Genomic DNA, 18718 nt, shown 5'->3' on the forward strand with positions numbered 1-18718 from the left:
ACGTCCGCATCGAGGCGCTCCCGGTGGCATCAGCGGCGCCAGGTCTTGGGTTGTCATCCTCAGGATCGGTCACGAACCCGTCGAAGGTGACCCCGGGCGCCATCGGCGGCGATCTGGCCTTCACAACACCCGACAGCCTGAATGGTCCTGCGTCCGCGTACCGAGTGGTCTGGGTTGATGGGAAACCGCACGGTACACTGACCTATTTCCATGCGGTCTCCATGGACCCTCAATTGCACCTGCTTGTGGAAACATCCCCGAACCTTAGTGACTGGAGCAAGGCATCGGTCGCAGTGCTCCACGAGGAAGTCGGTGATGGGCGGCGGCGCATCACGGTTCTGGATCTGGTGCCCCTCGATCTGCCGGGCCCCCGCTTCCTTCGGGTTCGGACCGTCACCAACTTCAGCGCCCAAGCTCCCAATTGAGCGCCCGCCCGTGATTTCCCGGGGGCCCGGGCGGCCGGACGCCTCGAAGGTCGCGCTCAGGATCCAGATGTCGCAGAATGGTCTCGCGATGCACCACCGGTACCTGCAGGCCTGCCTGGTGGTCGGCCTCTGGATGGCATTCCAGGCCGACGCCGCGGAGGTCCCGAAAAGATCCGGGATTCCCCAGGGCGACGGCGCGGCGCTGGCGCGCGTTTATTGCGTCCAATGTCATGCGCTGCCAGTGGCAGCACACCTGGATCGCCGCACGTGGGAGGCAGAGCTGCTTCCCAAGATGCGCTACCTGGCGGGGCTGGAACCCCCGCCCACCAACGGGTATTTCAAAGACTTGGATCTGCTCCTGGAAGCCGGGGTGTTTCCAAAGGAGCCCCGGATTCCCGAGCATGCCTTCGAAGCCATTGCAGCCCACTACCTGCGCACAGCCCCTGCGCAATTGCCAGCCGGGCCGGCCGATGGCCCTTCTCCGGCACAACTCACGCAATTCACTCCCGTCCCCGCGCCTGCGCGACGAGTGCCGCAGCTCACGCCCCTGGCCCTCGTGGACCCACACCGCCGCGTCCTGATCGTCGGGGATGTCACCAGCCAGGGGGTGGACTTTCTGGAACCGGACGGCGCACAGATCGGCTCGTTGCCCCTGAATAACATTCCCACGGCGGCGGTGATCCGTCCCGACGCCCTGTGGTTCGGCTGCATTGGCCATTTCTTCCCGCGCGAAGAACCGCGCGGGCAGGTGATCCGCATGCTCCAGCGTCCCGGCAGCTTCCACCGTCAGGTGCTCGCCGAAGGCCTGCCGCGGATCGCGGACCTCGACGTGGCCGATCTCAACGGGGACGGCCGCGAGGACTTCGTGGTCTGCGGATTCGGCAATCTGATCGGACGCCTCTCCTGGTTCGCCGCAGGAACCAACGACGTGTTCAAGGAACTCGTGCTGCTCGCCGAACCCGGCGCGGTGCAATGCGAGATCCGGGACCTCGACGGCAACGGCACTCCGGACCTCGCCGTCCTCCAGGCGCAGGCACGAGAGCGACTGTTGTTCTTCCTGAACGACGGCCGCGGCAATTTCCGGTCGCGCGAGGTGTTCCAGCGGGATCCGGGATGGGGCCATTCCGGGTTTTGTTTCGCCGACATGGATGGGGACGGGATGGACGACCTGGTGGTGACCAACGGGGACAACGCCGACTTTCACACATCGCCGCCCCGGCCGCACCATGGCATCCGAATTCTCCGCAACCGGGGCGGTCACCGCTACGACGATTGGCTGTTCCTGCTCCTGCCCGGCGCCTACAAGGCCGTGGTTCGCGATTTCGACGGTGACGGCGATCCGGATATCGCGGCAGTGAGCTTCTTCCCCGACTACGAGGACACCCCGCAAGAGGGGTTCGTTTACTTCAACAATGAGGGGACAGCCCGGGAGCCGCGGTTCGTTCGACAAACCCATCCAGCCGCCCTGCTGGGCCGCTGGATCACGCTGGATGCCGGCGACGTGGACGGTGACGGCGACGAGGATCTGGTCCTGGGCTCGCTCGTCGGGATGCCCACCGCCGTTCCCCCGGAAATCCGCCGCCTGTGGGAGGACCGCGGTCCATCGGTCATGATCCTCCGCAATCTTCGTATTCCCTGACGGATCACTGCCGGAACTCCAGCCGGACACCGCCATTCAAACCCGCGGGGAGCCCGCGACGGTCCACCTGACCACCGGGCCATCGTATCTCCAACGCCAATGGAGATACCGGCGCGCCGAGCAGGAGCGTCGGGCTGTCGCAGCTCCAATACCCGGTGCCCGCACGCACCTCACGCCTCGGTCCGGGTCCATCGGCAAAGATCAACCGACACGACGCACCCACAGCCGTTGGGTTGCCTTCCGGACCCATGAGGCGAACGCGCAATCCCGGCCGGCCGCTGACGTTTTCGAAAAGCAGCGTACGCGCTCCCGCCTGGGCCACGCACAAATCGGGGCGTCCATCCCCATTGAAGTCACCGACGCCTGCGCCGCGCCCCTCGCCCCATACCGCTATGCCGCTTTGCGCGGTGGAAAGCGGCCGAAATCCGCCACCGCCATCACCCAGCAACAGCAACCCACGACCCGCATCTAGGCGGGCAACGAAGGGATCCCCGCCAAAGAAGTTCTGGGCAAGGAAGAGGTCCTCGCGACCATCGCCGTCAAAATCCGCGACACTGATCCCAAACACGGGCGCCCACTGCGCCTCCGCGGGCAGCGCGCGAACCTCGAAGAAGCCGTCCCGCTGAAGGACGACGACGGAATGGGCGCACCGGGCGCGCAGAACCCGGGGCGGTGTCGCCGATCGGGACAGGATCGCCGGTGCGCCCGCCCGATTGAACGCCGCGAAGCTTGGAAACCACTCCTCCAACTGCGGCCAGCCCGCACGAAGTGCCGCCAGTGAACGGATGGGCCTCTCGATCCCGCGCGACGGATCTCGGGCAACCTCCAGGACGTCAACAACGGATGTTCCGGCCAGGTGGCCGTGGTAAAGCGCCGATTCGTCCCGCGCGTGAGGCCCATTATCCCCCCAGTTTCCAAAAGCCAGATCCATGCGGCCATCCCCGTCAAAGTCCCCGGCGGCCACCGAGAGCCAGCGACCGGTCAAATCCCCAAGGACCTCCGCCGCGGGCAACGCCTCCTTGTGGCCGTCCGCGCGGACGACGGGAGGATCCCAGGGCTCCAGGCGCCCCTTCCGCCAACGAAAGACCCGGGGTGCACCCCACTCCACCGCCAGCACGAGCTCCGGTGTCCCGTCCCCGTCGAGGTCCGAAAACAGCGCGCCCGACACCATGCCCACTCCGTCCAGATCCTGGAATTTCACGAAATCGCCGTCCTCATTTCGGTAGACGGAGGAGACCGGGGACTCCGGCCACCGTCCCGGCAGATGCCGCCCGCCCAAGAACAGATCGAGGTCGCCATCGCCATCCAGATCGGCGAGCGCCATCGGCCCGACCGCCGAGGGCCCAACGGCAATTCCCAAGGGATGCCCTGCCGGTGGGAGTGAATGCCGGAGCCGGACAACCTGCGGTGCCTCCGGGTTCCCTGAAGGCGCAAGCCCGATCACGAGGTCCTGTCCCAGCGGCAGGGTGGAGGTGATTTCGCGATCTCCGGCGGACCACACGGTTGTGCGGACTTCCGGACCGATGCGCAAGATTCGGAGACCACCGCCGACGCCGTCCGAAAGCACGAGGGCGTCCACCCCGCTGTCATCCAGATCCGCCCAGCTCACCCCCGGCCCCAAGGTGGAGAGCGATACCGGCAATGACGGTTGTCTCAGTCGTTCGTCGCCGTTCACGGCACGATGGACATGGGACAACAGTCCCTCGGTTTCGCGCATCAGGGCCAGACCGACCTGCGGCGCCTTTCGCTGCTCCGGGGAGGAGCCAGAATCGCGCTCGAACACCTCCAGGATGCCGTGCGCCGGCACCCGCTCGAGGCGGCTGGTGCGGCCCGAGCGCCATTGGATGTCCACCGTCACCGTTGGCGCATCGCCCGCGGCAAACACTCGAAGCCCGTCGTCCCCGCTCAAATACCGGCCCCCGGAAATGACCTCCTGATCCTGCCGCGGCACCGCGCCCCCCAACATCGAAACCCTGGCACCCACCCCACCCGCGTTCCCCTTTTCACCGCGCAATCGGACCGCCAGCCGCCTTGCGGTGGCCTGGTTCCGGTACAGATGCATCGGTCCATTGAGATTGTTGACCACCACATCCAGGTCGCCATCCCCATCCAGATCCGCAAGCGCCATTCCGTGGGACACACCGTCCGCGTCGAAGCCCCACGCCCCGGAGATTTCCTCGAAGCGCAACGTGCCGTCCGATCTCACCGCACGATTCCGGAAGGCTCGGTTCGGCTGGGTCAGCCGCGGATACATCAGCAGCTTTCGTGGAGTACTCTCCCGGGTCCACGGACCCGCGGCTTGAATGCGGGCATCGGCATCCAAATCCTGGGTGTCGAAAGCGTGCCCCGTCGTGCAGAGCAAATCTTCCCAACCGTCCAGGTCCACATCCAATGCTGCCACGGACCACGTCCAGTCCGTGGCCGCCACGCCAGCAGACCAGGCCGTGTCGGCGAATGTGCCGTCTCTCCGGTTGATCTGGAGCGCATTCCGGTCGAACTGGGGACGGTCCAGGTACACCCCCGGCCGGTACTCGTAGGGATCCGACGCCGCGAGTTGCATCAGGCGGCGGACCGGATCCGAACTCAACATGTCGGCGACAATAAAATCGTCCCACCCGTCCCGGTTGAAATCGGCAAAATCAACCGTCATGGAGAACGTCGGGGTGTGGCGCAATACCAGCTCCGAGGCGGCACGGAACCGCACCGTCCCGGGCTCCGATTCATTGATCCAGAACCGGTCCGGGGAATGAAAGTCGTTGCACACATACAGATCCGGCCGGCCGTCGCCGTTGATGTCACGGAACTGCGCCGCGAGTCCCCAATCGTACGGAACACGCTCCAGGGGACGACCGTCGGCGTTCAGAAATGCGCCCCGAATCCACGGAACCGGTTCAAAGCGCCCGGTGCCGTCGTTCAGGTAGAGCACATCCGGCTCACCCTGCTCCAGAATCCGGCCCTCCGGGGTGATCTCGAGCAATTCCCGCTGATCGGGAGGCACCATGCGCCGCCCGTTCCTGTTGAGCAGCGTCAGGCCGGTGGACCGCATCGTCTGGCTGCGATAGACGCAGACATACAGGTCCAGATCCCCATCGCCATCCACATCGGCCAGCGCCAGCGAGGTGGCTCCGCCGCGCCGGAACAGTCCCGAATCCATCCGCTCTTCGAACCGTCCGGTGCCGTCATTGAGAAACAGACGCGTCCCCACCCCGATGCCGCTGACGAGCAGGTCCAGGTCCCCGTCCCCGTCCACATCGGCAAGCACCGCCCCGGTGGAGTCCTGTCCCGGGCAGGCCAGCACCGGGGAGCGGTCATCACGAAGAAACATTCCATCGCCGCGGTTAAGGAACAGCGCATTGTCCGACTCGAGGCCGCAACAGTAGACATCGCAGGCCCCGTCGCCATTGACGTCCCCCAACGCCACGCCGGAGCCATTGAGGCGGATCTGGTTGGCCGCCGCTGCGTCGTCGGACAGCCGGTTGGTGAAGGCAAGTCCGGAGTCCCTGGGAAGCAACCGGTGGAATCCCGCCGATCCGGGTTCCAGAGGTGCCAGATCCTGGAAACGCCCGCCGGGCACGGGCGCCGCGTCCGTCTCTGCGTGGAGCAGTCCGGCCATGATCACGCCCACGGACATCCACCGCGGCCACCGGGACGCGCTGGAGCTTTCGATCATCGCGATACCTCCGTCCGCCCTTCGAACGGCACGACCACCTCTGGCCCGCCGACGAGCGCGCTCACCGTGCTCGTGGCCCCCCCGGGCCAGCGCACCGTCAGCGATGTGGTGTCCCCGGGAATCACTCGCACCGCCCCCCCTTGCCCGAGCCAGCCGCTGCCCGCCTGGACTTCCGTGATCTTCACAGCACCGCTTGCGCGCTCCGAAACAAGAACCGCGCCAACGCCCGATGGATTCCCCGGAGGACCCTTGAGGCGCACCCGCAGTCCTGGCCGGGCCCCGACATTTCTGAACAGACGCGTGGCCGCCCCATTCTGGGTCACGACCAGGTCCACGCGTCCATCCCCGTCGAAATCAGCCGCCGCCGCCCCCCGCTGATCCCCCCAGATCCTCAATCCGCTTTCCATGGCTTCTGCCGGACGGAGTCCGCCCCGTCCGTCGCCGAGCAGCAACAACCCAAGTCCCGCATCGCTCCGGGCGTCCTCCGGGCGCGTCGGGAAAAAATTCTGTCCGAGGAACAGATCTTCAAGGCCGTCGCCATTGAAATCCTCGACCACCACCGCCGTCCCCACGGCCCACTGAGCCATCGGCGGCAGCGGCCGCACCTCGAACCGGTCTCCGCGGTTCAATAGGACGCACGAGGCGAACGTGGCCGCGGACAATCTGCGGACGCCGGCAGGGCCGGGAATCTCGCCGGCGTGGGCGTGGCTAAACGCCTCATGACTCGGGAATCGCTCACGAACCGACGGCAGGGCCGCGGCAACGGCGTCCAGTCGGGGAATGGGTACGCGTTTCCCGAGTTCGGCGTCGAAGCGGACTTCCAATGACTGGACCGACCCAACGCCGCCCCATTCGCCAAAATCTAGTTCCCGCAACGCCCCGGGCGATGGGCTGAATTCCGTGTTGAGACCGACGTTGGAGACCACCAGATCCAGTCGTCCGTCCCCATCGAAATCTCCTGAAGCGACGCCACGCCACAACCCGGTCCATGGTTCCAGGCCCCACGCGGCCGTCACTTCAATGAGGCCTCGCTCCTTCCATTGATAAATCCGGATCGGGCCCCACTCGCAGGCAAGCACCAACTCGGGTTTTCCGTCGCCATCCAGATCCGTCGCGCACGCTCCGTTGACCCGGCCGACGTCGAGCAACACCGATGACGCTCCGGGATCCATCACCCACCGGCCGTCCGGACCCCTACGGTAAAGCGCCGACGGAGCCGCCTCCGGAAAGCGGCCTGTCCGGTATCGGCCACCCGCGAACAATTCCAAAACACCATCGTCATCGAGGTCGGCGAGGACCAGAACGCCGCACCCGTCGGGAAGTCCATCCAGGACTTCGGTGGAATTCGGATTCCCTGGAGTCCATCCCAATGCCGCTCCCCCGACGCCGGCTTCCGGCGCCCCCTGCCAACGCGAAATGCCAGCGATCACGGTGCCAGTCACCCCATTCGATCCCGGAAAGGCCAGAACACCGAGGGCATCATGCGTCTGTACCGGCAGGCTCCCTCCAATCCACGGACGCAACGATCCATCCGGATGGTTCCTCAGGACGGCCACCCGACCTCCGGTGCCGGCGGTGACCACGAGATCCTCTCGTCCGTCGCCATCAAGGTCCACCCAGGCCACGCCCGGACCTTCCTGGCTGTAGCGGCGCGGCAGCAGAGGCTGTCTCTGAAAGTCATCGAAGGAATCCTCCCAGTGCGCGTGATTCACCCGCTGCGAAACATCTTCAAACAGGGGCGCCAGCGGCATCGCGGAAGCGTTTGGCGGGGCCGTCGCCTCCGACTCGATGAGTTCACAGAGGGAATTGGGCGGGACGTTCAACAACACGGTTTTTCCGCCTTGAGGCCAGCGAACCGTGACATGGAGCGCGCGTCGGCCGTCACCGGCGGCAAACGAGAGGGCGGGATCATCGGAGGACAGGTAGTGCGCAGCGGCCCGCATCCGGCGCTCCTGCGGCACCGGACCGCCGTCCACGTGAACGATCGCCCCGATGCCACGGGTGTTGGGCCGGTTCCCTGCGAGTCGCACGAGGAGGCGGGGTCCCGGCGCCGTGTTGCGCAGCAGCAGCGCTCCTTCGTTCAGCCGGTTCACCACCACGTCGAGGTCCCCGTCGCCATCGAGATCGGCGAAGGCCAGTCCATGCGACACCCCCCTGGCATCAAATCCCCATGCAGTGCTGCTGTCCTTGAAGGGTGCCGGCCAGCGGTTTCGAAACGCCATGTTCTTCCGCTCAAGTCGCGGCAGGTTCCGTCGGGATTCCACCAGGGTGGCGAGCGTGAGATTGGGGCCCGTCGCCTGTGCCTCGGCCGCGGCGACCAGGTCCGCATGCTGCAGGTCGCGCTCGTGCCCGGCGGTGATGAGCAGGTCCTCCCATCCATCGAGATCCACGTCGAGGAAGGCCGGAGCCCAGGACCAGTCCGTGGCATCCACGCCGGCCCACATGGCGATCTCGGAAAAAGTGCCGTCCCCACGATTGAGTTGCAGGGTATTGTGATTCGCCTGCGGGCGCACGTCCACGGCACCCACCGCCGGCGATTCCGGACGGCTCACACCGAGGTCCACCATGCGACGCGCATGGTCCCGGCTGCGCATGTCGGCGACGAACACATCCTCGAATCCATCCCGGTTCACATCGCCCACCGCTGCGCCCATCGAGAAGTAGCTGGTATGACGCACCGCCAGCCGGGGGATCGCCCGAAATCGGAGCCGGCCATCCTTTACGCCCTGGTTCAGCCACCACCGGTCCGGGGACACAAAATCATTCGCCACCATCAGATCCGGGCGGCCATCGCCGTTGAAGTCCGCGACCGCAACCCCAAGCCCCCAGTCGTGGGGCGGGTCCGCCAGCGGAAGCCCTTCCTCGGTGAGGAAGGCACCGTCCGTCCAGGCCACCGCGGTAAACCGGCCCGTACCCTCGTTCAGATACAGGACGTCCGGCTCCCCGTTCTCAATCCGCTCCAGCCGTCCATCCGCGGTCACCCGTGAGGTGAAGCGGCCTCGAACGGACGGTTCGGTGACCGGGACGCCGTTTACGGACCGCAGCACCGGCTGGCGACGCTCGTCGTAGCCATAGGTGAACCGCGTGTTGGGATCATCCCGGTACGTCGCCACCCGGTAGTTCACGATATACAGGTCCAGGTCGCCATCGCCGTCGAAATCTGCGATGGCCATGGACATGCCCGCGCGCCCGGAATTCAGCGGCGTCGAACCTGGCAACGCCGCAAAGTGCCCCGTGCCGTCGTTGAAGAGCACGTGGGTGCCCGCCCCGATGGTGTTGATCACCGCGTCGAGGTCGCCATCGCCGTCCAGATCCGCCAGAGCCACGCCCGTGCAGGCCTTCCCAGATAGCTCCAGGCCCGAAGTCCTGAGCGGCTCAAACCGCCAGTGACCCTGGTTGAGAACCAGGAGGTTGTCCGAGTCCAGTCCGGCGAACAGGATGTCCGCGCGTCCATCCCCGTTGACATCGCCGCAGGCCACGCCCGAGCCGTTGAGAAGAATCTGATTGGTCAGCGACCTTTGGGGCGCGAGGCGGTTTGTGAAGCCGATTCCCGAGTCCGCAAGAGACACCGGCCGGAATCCAGGAGGACCGGACGCGTCCGGCTGCACCAGCGTCCAGCGACCCGAATCCGCAGCCACCACCCCAACCCACGCAACGATTACCGCAAGAAGTCCCCCCCGGATCCTCACGCGCGTGCGGGCCGGATTCCGGGAGCGGGCGGCGTGCATTCACGGACCGTGACAGAGGCTTCGGGATTCGCCAAGCCGTGGACCAGCAGTGCGCCATCACCCGTGCGCCTCGCGCGAATGTGAGCTCCGGGATCGCCCCCGGATCCGAGCGCACAAAACGAGCGGGGGCCGGAGTCTTCCGGCCCCCCGGTGGAATCCGAGAATCTCCCTCAGTTCGATGCCCTGAAGTACTGTTGATCGCCACCCGCGGGCACGGTGTATGGACTGCCGGCACCGGGCACCGGCGCGAAGTTGACGTTGATGGCCGGTGCGCCGAGGAGCGTGCCGGTATAGGTGATGATCACATTTCCGGAGGCGTCGGTCGTCACCGAAATGGTCGGCAGGGGCGGCGGTGCCGCGCTCGGAATGAAGATCATGTAATCGAAATCACCGCTGTCCATCTGGAAGCGGACGGTCTGCGTCCCGCCCATGGGGACGACGATCCGCTGTCCGGTCGAATCCACCATCGGCACCAGCACATTGCTGCCCCAACCACCCGAACCCGATGCGCTGAACGAGCCCAGCGGCTGGGTGGTTTGACCGGGTTGGGTGGCGTCGCTGGTGACCAGCAGCAGGGAGGCCCGGATCTGGTCCGCACCGGTCTCCCCGTGCGACAAGGCCGCCCAGACCTCATAACTTCCCTCCGGGAAATTGCGGGTGTAGTTGCACCAGTCCGCTGCATCGGCCCAGCCGATCTTGTAGTTGACCGTCATGTTCCAGAGACCGCGGTTGAGATCCCCGTTGTTGGCGTTGATGGGCAGCACCGGGTTCAACGGAGCGCGATACACCTGCCCGTCCGGGGGAATATCCGCCGGGCCGTCGCTGGTGTAGTCCACCAGGTTGACCCCGGGCAGTCCGGCATAGTCGCCGCCGGTGTAGGGCATGGTGCTGGCGGCCGCCACCGCGGTGCCGCTGCTGTTGAAGTCCTCCGCCTCAATGAGGAACTGTCCCTCGGTTCCCAGCACGCTGGTCGAGTAGCGGCCATTGAAGTTCTGGAACAGCCCGCCGGTGTCCTGGAAGTCCACCGAATACTCCACGGTGGTGTTCGCCGGCAGGACGCCGGGGTTGTACGTGACCGTGGTGACATCCGCCACCTTGTTCACCACGGCGGCCGCGGTCTGATCGGCTCCGTTGAAAATGAACTTCACCGTGGCAGGCACCACTTCGGTGGAGAAGTCCGTGATTTCAATGGTCACAGCCCCCTGATTCCTCGGGACGATCGTCTGGTTCGGTGTCGCCTGTGTGATCTTTGGCGGAACGCCGTCGGTGGGTGACAGGATCAGGTAATCAAAGTCGCCACTGCCCATGGTGAATCGAAGCGTGGTCGGGGCGGTGCCGGTCACCTTGAGGATGCCTTCCGTCCCGTCGGCCGCCCGCATCGGAACCAGATCGTTCTGACCCCAGCCACCGGATCCGGGAGCGTTGAAGGTGCCGATCTGCTGCAGGGTTTGATTCGGTTGCGATGGATCGCTGGTCACCCTCGCAAGGGTGCCCCGGAGCTGCCCGGCGGCCGTGCCATCGAAGGACAACGCAGCATACACATTGTAGGTCCCCGGCGGAATGTTCCGCGTGTAGTTGCACCAGTCGCCGTCGGCCACCCAGCCGATCCTGTAGTTGACAAACATTTCGACACCTCCCGGCCGGATCGCCGTGTATCTCCCGGTGAGGTCGCTGCCCAGATTCACATTGTTGGGGGCCTCCTCCGGCCGGTAGATGTTGGAGTCGTTCTCGTCCAAGTTGAAGTAGTCCACATTCAACGTGGCCGGCAGTCCGTCATAGGCCCCTCCGTAATACGGGAAGATGGACGCCTCGGCGACCGTCTGGCCGGACTGATAGTTGTAGTCCTCGGCCTCGATCCAAAGCGACGTTGCCGGCAGGTCGTCCGGAGACAGGCCCTTGACGATAAAGTCGAGCGGGATCATCCGGATTGCCGTGTCCCCGGTCACGCGGTAGGAAAACGTCCCCGTATGCCGGGTGTTGAATCCCCATGCGGGCGCCGGGGCGTAGGTGACCGTCGTGGCCCCGCCCGCACTGGAGACGTTGGGAGTCACGGTGGCCCCATCCAGCTCAAGCGTGATGGATGCCGCATCCACGGTCGTCGTCCCGTTGCGCAGCACAATCTTCACCGGTCCCTCCGGCGGAGCGCCGGTGTAGCCCTGGGCCGGCAGGAGCGATTCCACATACGCGGTGCCACTGGCGGTGGTGAATGAGCGCAACGCGTTGGGGTTCGATGGATCGTTGACCAGGATGAAGGTCCCGGAGGCGTCCACCGAGAACCATTCACAGGCGGCCCCGTCGCCGCTGCCCCCGTTCCCCTGCCAATACAGCAGGCGGTACGGGTAAAATCCGGGCTCGGTGATCACCAGGTCGAAAAGGCTGTCCGCGGGTCCGCGTCCCCCATTGAATTCGCCGACCACGGTGCCGAAGGGATCCTGGGCGGCACTGAACATCGTGAACTTGAAGCCGTCGTCGCTGTTCACGCCCAATCGGTAGACGCCCGCATTCAACTCAAGATAACCCCAGTACTGGACAACGAACCGCCCCGCCGCTCCGTCGAAGATGCCCACGGTCCATTCGCCATCGGGAAAATTTCCGTCGTTCGTGCCGTTGTCGAGGGTGTTCACCACATTGACCACGCCCTGGTCCGGCGCGGCCAGATTGACCCAAGGCTGACCCGCCTCATCCAGAAATCCGCGGCTCCACTGCTGCTCAGCGTTGGATGTGGAATTCGCATCGCCAGGGCCGCGCGGAGCCTCCATTTGATATGCGGAGACATTGATCCCCCGGGTCGTCGCACTGGCCACCCGGTAGGCCGGAGGAATCGTGGCATAGTTCGGAGTCTCCACCCCGGTGCTCGTCCGGCTGGGGACCCCATTGCTGTCCGAGTACTCGATCAGCAGCGTGTGCTGGGACCCCGGCGCATAAAGCTGCGGACCAAAGTAGGTGACCGTGGTGATGGTGTCGTTCTTGGAGACTGCCGGAGTCACCACGACGCCATCCCACGTCGTCCTGAGACTGGCGGCATTCAAGGTGGCGGTCAGCGCATCCTGAATCTGGAAGGTGAAGCCACTGGGGGTGCCGGCCACATTGCGCACCAGCGGTGTCGTAATCTCATTGAAGCGGAGCTGGGCCAGGAACAGGCGGCCCCGGGCCTCCGGATACGCCCCGTTGATGTTGTCGGTCTCCGGAAAGTAGGAGGGTCCGACAAAAAAGGGCCCGCTCCAGCCGTCCAAGGAGCTCATTTCAGTCCACTCCTGCCCGTCGTTTGACCGGTAGGTGGTGACAAAATCCCCCTGCCGCTGGATCCGCGTCCAGGCATTGGGATACTCCGGAACGCCCCCGCCCGGTCCCGTGTAAGTGCCCGCCGTTTCGGAACGGTAAATGGACTCATAAGAATTGTTGCCCGCAATCAACATGGGCGCCGGATCGTTGTTGAAGGAACGCGTCGGATTGGCGCGCAGGTTCACCAAACGCGCCGCGGTACCTTCGATTCCGTTTTCGATATCGCCGGTCTGCACCGAGCGATCCTGGCCCTCGTTCAACGCCTCGCGCATCATCACCCCGGCGCGCGCCCAAACGCTGGAGGTGTCCTGAAACTCCACCCGTACCGCCACGTCGAAATCGCCGTCCAACTCCTTGTACACCAGCACGCCCTCGTCATAGACGTTCCACATCGCCCGGCCATTGCTGTAGATGTCGAATCCGTCCGTCCCCACGGCAATCACCTGACTCGGCTTCGCGGGCACCCCGACCTCGGCCCATTTGTATCCGGACGGGGTGAATTGCCGGACGGTCTCCGGCAGGATGGAACCGTCGGCTCCCTCAACGCCCTGGATGGTCAGGGTCTGGGCGCCATTCAGCACCCCGTTGACCGCAAGGACGACGCATTGGTTGTCCACCACCCGCCCGTTCACCGGCACATTGTCCACATTGCCGGGCGCATCCGCCGCCGGCAGCCCGGTCATGACCGTGGCGCTCTGGATCGTCGCGCCGGCCAGGGTGTAATTGGCGAGGTTCTGGGCGGACTCCAGATTGACCGTGGCATCAAAGACCACGGTGACTTGCGTCACCGCACCCCGTTCCACGGAGCCGACGGACTTGATGCCCAGGGCCAGCGCGGAGTCCACTCGCGGGAGCACCGCCAGCGTGGCGGCAAGGAACAAGGTTCGAAGTTTCGGAAATCGCATAGTGCTGGTTGGTTTGGCCCACGAACTCCGCGGAGGCCTCGGACCCTGCTCTCCCAGTCATGGGCCGAGCCGAAGACTTCGTGGACGCTGCGTGGAACGTGAGCATCAAGGATCATCCCGCTCGATGGGGTCAATAGAAATGTGGCCAATGGGCGAAACAGAAATTCGGCATGAGGAACGCGCGACCGCCTTGAACGGGCCAGACACCGGGATGGTTCCCCGGAGTCCATCGGCGATGTTTCCGTTCCCCGCGCACCCGCACGGAACCCCTTTTCGAGTTCCCTGCGGTGTCCTTTCGGGTTTCTCCTAAGAAACCCGCTCCGCATCCGTTTCACTCACTGCACGGCATGGAGTCCGAAGTCGAAATCCCCCCGGAGGCCTCCCCCGACCCGAGAGCCCGGTTCGTCGCCGGGGCGCTCGAGCGGCTTGAGGGCCCGCTGGTCCGGTATGCCCTCGGCCTCACCGGGGACCTGGAGACTGCGCGGGACGTCGTCCAGGACGCCTTCCTGCGCCTGTGGGAACAGCCTGCGGGCACCGTGGACGGACACGTGGCGCGGTGGCTGTTCACCGTGTGCCGCAACCGGGCTCTGGACGTGCAACGAAAGGCCAATCGCATGAGTCCGCTAACCCAGACCGAATGGGACGCCCGTCCCGCCCCCGACCCCTCGCCCGCCGATGCCGCCTCCACCCGGGACACCTTGAACCAGGTCGCCGGACTGCTCGCCGATCTTCCGTTCAACCAGCGGGAGGTGGTGCGCCTGAAGTTCCAGAACCAGCTCAGCTACCAGGAGATCGCCGACATCACCGCCCTCAGCGTCGGCAACGTCGGATTCCTCCTGCACACCGCCCTGCGGACGCTTCGAAAACGCCTGCAGCACCTGGAGCGTGAGTCTTCCGCCACCCCCTGCCCCGCCACTCCCGATGCCTGATCCCATGAAACTCTCTCCCGATTCCCCCGAACTCACCGCCTATGCGCTTGGTGAACTCCCTCCCGACCAACGGGCAGCCGTCGAGGCCGCCATCGCCGGGTCTCCCGAACTGGCCGCTGAAGTCCGCCTCCTCGCGGCCACGGCGGACCACCTCGAACGCGCGATGGCCGCCGAGCCCCAACCCGCCCTGAAACCCACCCAGAGGGCTGCCATTCTCCAGTCCCCAACCCGCCAGGGAGGGGTCCGATCCCCAGCCCCCGCGCGGACGCCGGCATCCACAACCATCCTCCGGTGGTGGCACGGAGTCCGCACCCGGTGGCTGCTCGCCTCTGCGGGCGTGGCCCTCGCGGCCATCACCCTGACCCTCACCTTCTGGACCGGCGGCGAATCACCGGAGGTACAGTTTGCCTCCCTGCGCTATCAGGAGCGGGTCCCGGAGAAACCCGGAAGCGTCACTCGGCCCCCTGAGACCGCGCCAGCCCCGGCGCCGCCGATCGCCGCGTCCGACAAGGTGAAGGTCCGGACATCCCTCCAGACCAGCCAGGCTGCTCCAGTCCAGGTCATTCCGGCTAGTCCGACGCCCGGCCCGGGACAGACACGCGGCGCCGTCGCAGCGGATGCCGGACCGTCACTGGCGGATCTCAGTGCCAGCCCCGATTCCAATTACGGGCTCCAGTTTCCCAAGGAGGCAGATTCCCTTTCGGCATCGGGCCAGATCGTCGAGTTCCGTTCGGCAGCGGGACCCGATTCCTCCCAGCAGGTGGCGCCGGTTCCGCAGCTGGCCACCGCCGCAAGCGCTTCCGTTGCCGCAGGACGCGGGCTCGCCGCCGCCACTCCCACCGCTTTGAACTGGCAGCCGGCGGCGCCGGACACCGACCGGGGCAGAAGCGACAGCCTCCAGAGGCTCCATTTGGAGCCTCAGCCGGATCGCTTCGTTGGCGAGTCCCTGGTCAGGCGCCCATCCGGATTCGAGTCCTACGCCCCGATCACCGACAACCCGTTCAAGTCCCCGGGCACCGCGCCGCTGTCCACATTCGGACTGGATGTGGATACGGCCAGCTACGCGAATGTCCGTCGTTTTCTTCGCGACGGCTCCCTGCCCCCTGCGGATGCCGTCCGCCTCGAAGAGTTGATCAACTACTTCCGGTACGACTACCCCGCCCCCCGCGGCGAGCATCCACTGGCCGCGACGGTCGAGATTGCCGAGTGTCCGTGGAGGGAGGGCCACAAGCTGGTGCGGGTCGGCGTACAGGCCGCCGCCGTCGAGCGCGCTGAACGTCCCCGGGCCAACCTCGTGTTCCTGGTGGACGTCAGCGGTTCCATGGAACCCGAGAACCGGCTGCCTCTCGTGAAACGCTCGCTCCGTCTTCTCCTCGACCGCCTCGCGGAGCACGACACGGTCGGCATCGTCACCTACGCCGGGGAGTCCCGCATCGCGTTGGAGCCGACCGCCGCGACAACCTCCGGCCGGGAGCGGATCCTTGAGGTCATTGAGGGCCTGCGCGCCGGGGGGAGCACTGCCGGAGGGGCGGGCATCCAGTCCGCCTATCAGCTGGCGGGCGATCACTTCATCGCCGGGGGCGTCAACCGGGTCCTGTTGTGCACCGACGGGGACTTCAACGTCGGCATCACCGATCCCGACGCACTGCAGCGGCTCATTGAGGAGCGCGCCCGTTCCGGGGTGTTCCTGAGCGTGCTGGGGTACGGCATGGGCAACCTCAAGGACAGCACCATGGAGCGGCTCGCCAACCGGGGGAACGGCAACTACGCCTACGTGGATTCGTTCGCCGAGGCGCGAAAGGTCCTTGGGGAGCAACTGGAGGGCACACTGGTCACCGTGGCAAAGGACGTAAAGGTGCAGGTGGAGTTCAACCCCGCGCGGGTGCGCTCCTACCGGCTGCTGGGCTACGAGAATCGCCTGTTGCGCGACCGGGATTTCAACGACGACACGAAGGATGCCGGCGAGGTCGGCGCCGGGCACCAGGTGACGGTGCTCTACGAGATCGAACCCGCGGTCCCGAATCTCGCCGGCACCGACCCGCTGCGGTACCAGGGAGCCACGGAAGCCGCGCCGGATCCGGCGGTACGCCTCAGGCGCGGCCATGAGGATGAACTGCTGCTGCTCAAGGTCCGGTACCAGGCGCCGGAAGGCACCCGGAGCCGCCTCATCGAACAACCGGTGAAGGACGGCTTCCAGGAGTGGGCCCGCGCCTCGGCCGACCTGCGCTTCGCGGCCGCGGTCGCCGGCTATGGCATGCTCCTGCGACAGTCGCCCCACCGCGGGGACCTCACCTGGGATCGCGTCCTGCGCATGGCCGAAGAGGGGCTCGGTGCCGACCGCGAGGGCTACCGCGCCGAGTTCGTGGATCTCGCCCGCCGGGCGCAGCACCTGTCGCGCGGCCGCTGAGCGGCCCGGCTACTGCCTCCAGTCCACCGGCACCGAAAGAGTCGCACCGAACCGGTTCTTGTAGAACAGCTGGCGATGCTGCACGCCGAACTCGTGCACCAGCCGCGTCAGCTTCACGTCGAAGCAGCAGTATTCCGCGACCTCGGCGAGCCGCCCCTGCTTGAACCATTCCAACGCCTGCAGGCCCTCGCCGGTCTTCTGGAGACCGAACGTCGCCTCCGCGATGGCATCCAGGCCAAGCCGGTGCCCAAGGCGATCCTTGAGATCCAGCATCATGTCCAGGTTCGGATTCTGCGTCAGGTCCACCGGCGAATAGCCTTGCAGCACCTCGTAGTCGAACCGCAGGTGGTTGAAGCCCACCACAAGGTCCGCACGCTGCAGCTCCCGCAGCAATTCGCCGACGTCTGGCTCGCCATAGACCCGATACCCGTTTCGTGCGGTGGAGTACGTGACGCCCACGCTCATCCGCATGTCCCGGATCCGATCCCATCCGCCCACCTCCACCGCCGACTTCTGGGTCTCGAGATCAAAGTACACGATCGTCCGCACCCCTCCGGGTTGCCTGATTCGATCCCGCGCCGGCAAGCCCGAAGTCGGGGTGCCCTGCGATCGCGTCTCCGATTGGCGCGTCACTCCGCGGACCCGGGCCGGATCCCCGGCGCCTCAGGCGTTACGATCCGGCAAAGCGGGACGTGATTCCGCCGGACGTTTGCCGGCACGAAGGGCCCTGATCGGGAGAGCGCATCGGGACGAAGCCTCATCGCGAGCGAACCACAGGGCCCTTGACCGGAACGATCCGGCAAACCCGACCGGACCTGCCGCACCGCTGCGGCTCAGTCCTGAAGCTCGAAGAGCCCCTCCACCTCCACCGCGATATTGCCCGGCAGCGGCCCCAAACCCACCGCGCTGCGGGCGCCGACACCGTCCGCCGGCCCCCAAACCGCCGCGAACAGCTCGCTGCAACCATTGATCACCCGCGGATGATCGTAGAAGTCCGGCGCTGAATTGACGAAGCCCAGCAGCTTCACAACGCGTCGGACGCGGTCAAACGAGCCCAGCCGCTCCCTCAGGGTGGACAGCATCGCCAGCCCCACCTGCCGGGCCGCATCCTTCCCCTGCTCCAAAGTCAGGTCCCGACCCACAACCCCCGTGATCAAGGAACCGTCGGATCGCAGCGGGCCGTGCCCGGAGACGTGTGCCAGGCTGCCAACCAGAACCAGCGGCTGGTACACGGCCACCGGTTTGGGTGCAGGCGGCAGGACAAGTTGGAGGGAGGCAAACCGGCTTTCCGCAGTTTCAGACATGGCACCGGTGTACCGGAGCCCTCGGCATCCGCCAAGAGTTCCCCGGCACAGGGCCGACCCCACCACCCGATCGGGTCGGGTGCCGGGGATTGCGTCCCGGCACCCTCCCACGCCACCGGACGTGCGGTTTTCACGCATCCGGCGGTTGAACGCAGGGGCCATGCTGCACGGAGGCCCCAAGATCCGATGGCATGAGGAATTTCCAGCGCCGCAGGAGTGCGTTGTTCAAGGCGCGTTGCACGGCCGGAGGTTTGGCCACCCGCCACGCCCCCGCCGAGGTGCGGGCCCTCTTCAGGGCGGCTCCGTGAACGCCAAACGACCGGAGGTGACGCTTGCGGCCCCGCCAGTCATGCCAGAGTTTCCAGAAGGAGCAGCGGATGTGTCCCCTCCAGCAGCTTGGTCCGGATCCTCCCCCAGTGCTTACGGATA

General features: G+C 66.0%; 10 protein-coding genes. 4 read left to right on the forward strand and 6 right to left on the reverse strand.

Annotated elements, in window-relative coordinates; translation table 11 throughout:
* Both KF791_20235 and KF791_20240 read left to right on the forward strand, forming a co-directional pair.
* Positions 1–425, forward strand: a 425-nt coding sequence (locus KF791_20235; protein ID MBX3734912.1) for a hypothetical protein, incomplete at its 5' end; no start/stop codon positions are given.
* Between the two features lie 67 nt (positions 426–492).
* Positions 493–2064, forward strand: coding sequence for a VCBS repeat-containing protein (locus KF791_20240; protein ID MBX3734913.1), 1572 nt, complete (start codon positions 493–495; stop codon positions 2062–2064).
* A gap of 4 nt (positions 2065–2068) precedes the next feature.
* On the opposite strand, the gene KF791_20245 is transcribed toward KF791_20240, so the two are convergent.
* The 3 genes from KF791_20245 to KF791_20255 all read right to left on the reverse strand — a co-directional run bounded on the left by KF791_20245 (position 2069) and on the right by KF791_20255 (position 13649).
* On the reverse strand, positions 2069–5734 hold the full coding sequence (locus KF791_20245) for a VCBS repeat-containing protein (GenBank protein MBX3734914.1): 3666 nt from the start codon (positions 5732–5734) through the stop codon (positions 2069–2071).
* Positions 5731–9462 (reverse strand): VCBS repeat-containing protein, encoded by a 3732-nt coding sequence (locus KF791_20250; GenBank protein ID MBX3734915.1) that lies wholly within the window; start codon positions 9460–9462, stop codon positions 5731–5733. Before KF791_20250 ends, KF791_20245 begins: the two co-directional genes overlap by 4 nt.
* A gap of 170 nt (positions 9463–9632) precedes the next feature.
* Complete coding sequence (locus KF791_20255; protein ID MBX3734916.1) at positions 9633–13649, reverse strand: hypothetical protein; 4017 nt, start codon at positions 13647–13649, stop codon at positions 9633–9635.
* A gap of 347 nt (positions 13650–13996) precedes the next feature.
* On the opposite strand from KF791_20255, the gene KF791_20260 reads away from it, so the two are divergent.
* Together KF791_20260 and KF791_20265 are read left to right on the forward strand one after the other, a co-directional pair.
* Positions 13997–14578, forward strand: coding sequence for a sigma-70 family RNA polymerase sigma factor (locus tag KF791_20260; protein MBX3734917.1), 582 nt, complete (start codon positions 13997–13999; stop codon positions 14576–14578).
* Between the two features lie 4 nt (positions 14579–14582).
* The gene (locus KF791_20265; protein ID MBX3734918.1) at positions 14583–16985 is read left to right on the forward strand and encodes a von Willebrand factor type A domain-containing protein; all 2403 of its coding nucleotides are present in this window, start codon (positions 14583–14585) and stop codon (positions 16983–16985) included.
* 9 nt (positions 16986–16994) lie between these two features.
* Here the strand turns inward: KF791_20265 and KF791_20270 are convergent, their stop codons facing one another.
* The 3 genes from KF791_20270 to KF791_20280 form a co-directional block, all read right to left on the reverse strand.
* A complete protein-coding gene (locus KF791_20270; GenBank protein MBX3734919.1) occupies positions 16995–17534 on the reverse strand; it encodes a helicase in 540 nt (179 codons plus the stop codon).
* A gap of 284 nt (positions 17535–17818) precedes the next feature.
* Positions 17819–18289 carry a RidA family protein gene (locus KF791_20275; GenBank protein MBX3734920.1) on the reverse strand — a complete coding sequence of 157 codons (471 nt, stop codon included), beginning with the start codon at positions 18287–18289 and terminating at the stop codon, positions 17819–17821.
* A 130-nt stretch (positions 18290–18419) separates the two neighbouring features.
* A partial coding sequence (locus KF791_20280) for a hypothetical protein (GenBank protein ID MBX3734921.1) occupies positions 18420–18718 on the reverse strand: 299 nt, incomplete at its 5' end.

The organism is Verrucomicrobiia bacterium, from assembly GCA_019634635.1.
In the GTDB taxonomy this organism is placed as follows: domain Bacteria; phylum Verrucomicrobiota; class Verrucomicrobiia; order Limisphaerales; family UBA9464; genus UBA9464.

Coding starts and splice junctions, on each gene's coding strand:
- KF791_20240 (MBX3734913.1), top strand. CDS start 493: ATGTCGCAGAATGGTCTCGCGATGCACCACCGGTACCTGCAGGCCTGC.
- KF791_20245 (MBX3734914.1), bottom strand. CDS start 5,734: ATGATCGAAAGCTCCAGCGCGTCCCGGTGGCCGCGGTGGATGTCCGTG.
- KF791_20250 (MBX3734915.1), bottom strand. CDS start 9,462: ATGCACGCCGCCCGCTCCCGGAATCCGGCCCGCACGCGCGTGAGGATC.
- KF791_20255 (MBX3734916.1), bottom strand. CDS start 13,649: ATGCGATTTCCGAAACTTCGAACCTTGTTCCTTGCCGCCACGCTGGCG.
- KF791_20260 (MBX3734917.1), top strand. CDS start 13,997: ATGGAGTCCGAAGTCGAAATCCCCCCGGAGGCCTCCCCCGACCCGAGA.
- KF791_20265 (MBX3734918.1), top strand. CDS start 14,583: ATGAAACTCTCTCCCGATTCCCCCGAACTCACCGCCTATGCGCTTGGT.
- KF791_20275 (MBX3734920.1), bottom strand. CDS start 18,289: ATGTCTGAAACTGCGGAAAGCCGGTTTGCCTCCCTCCAACTTGTCCTG.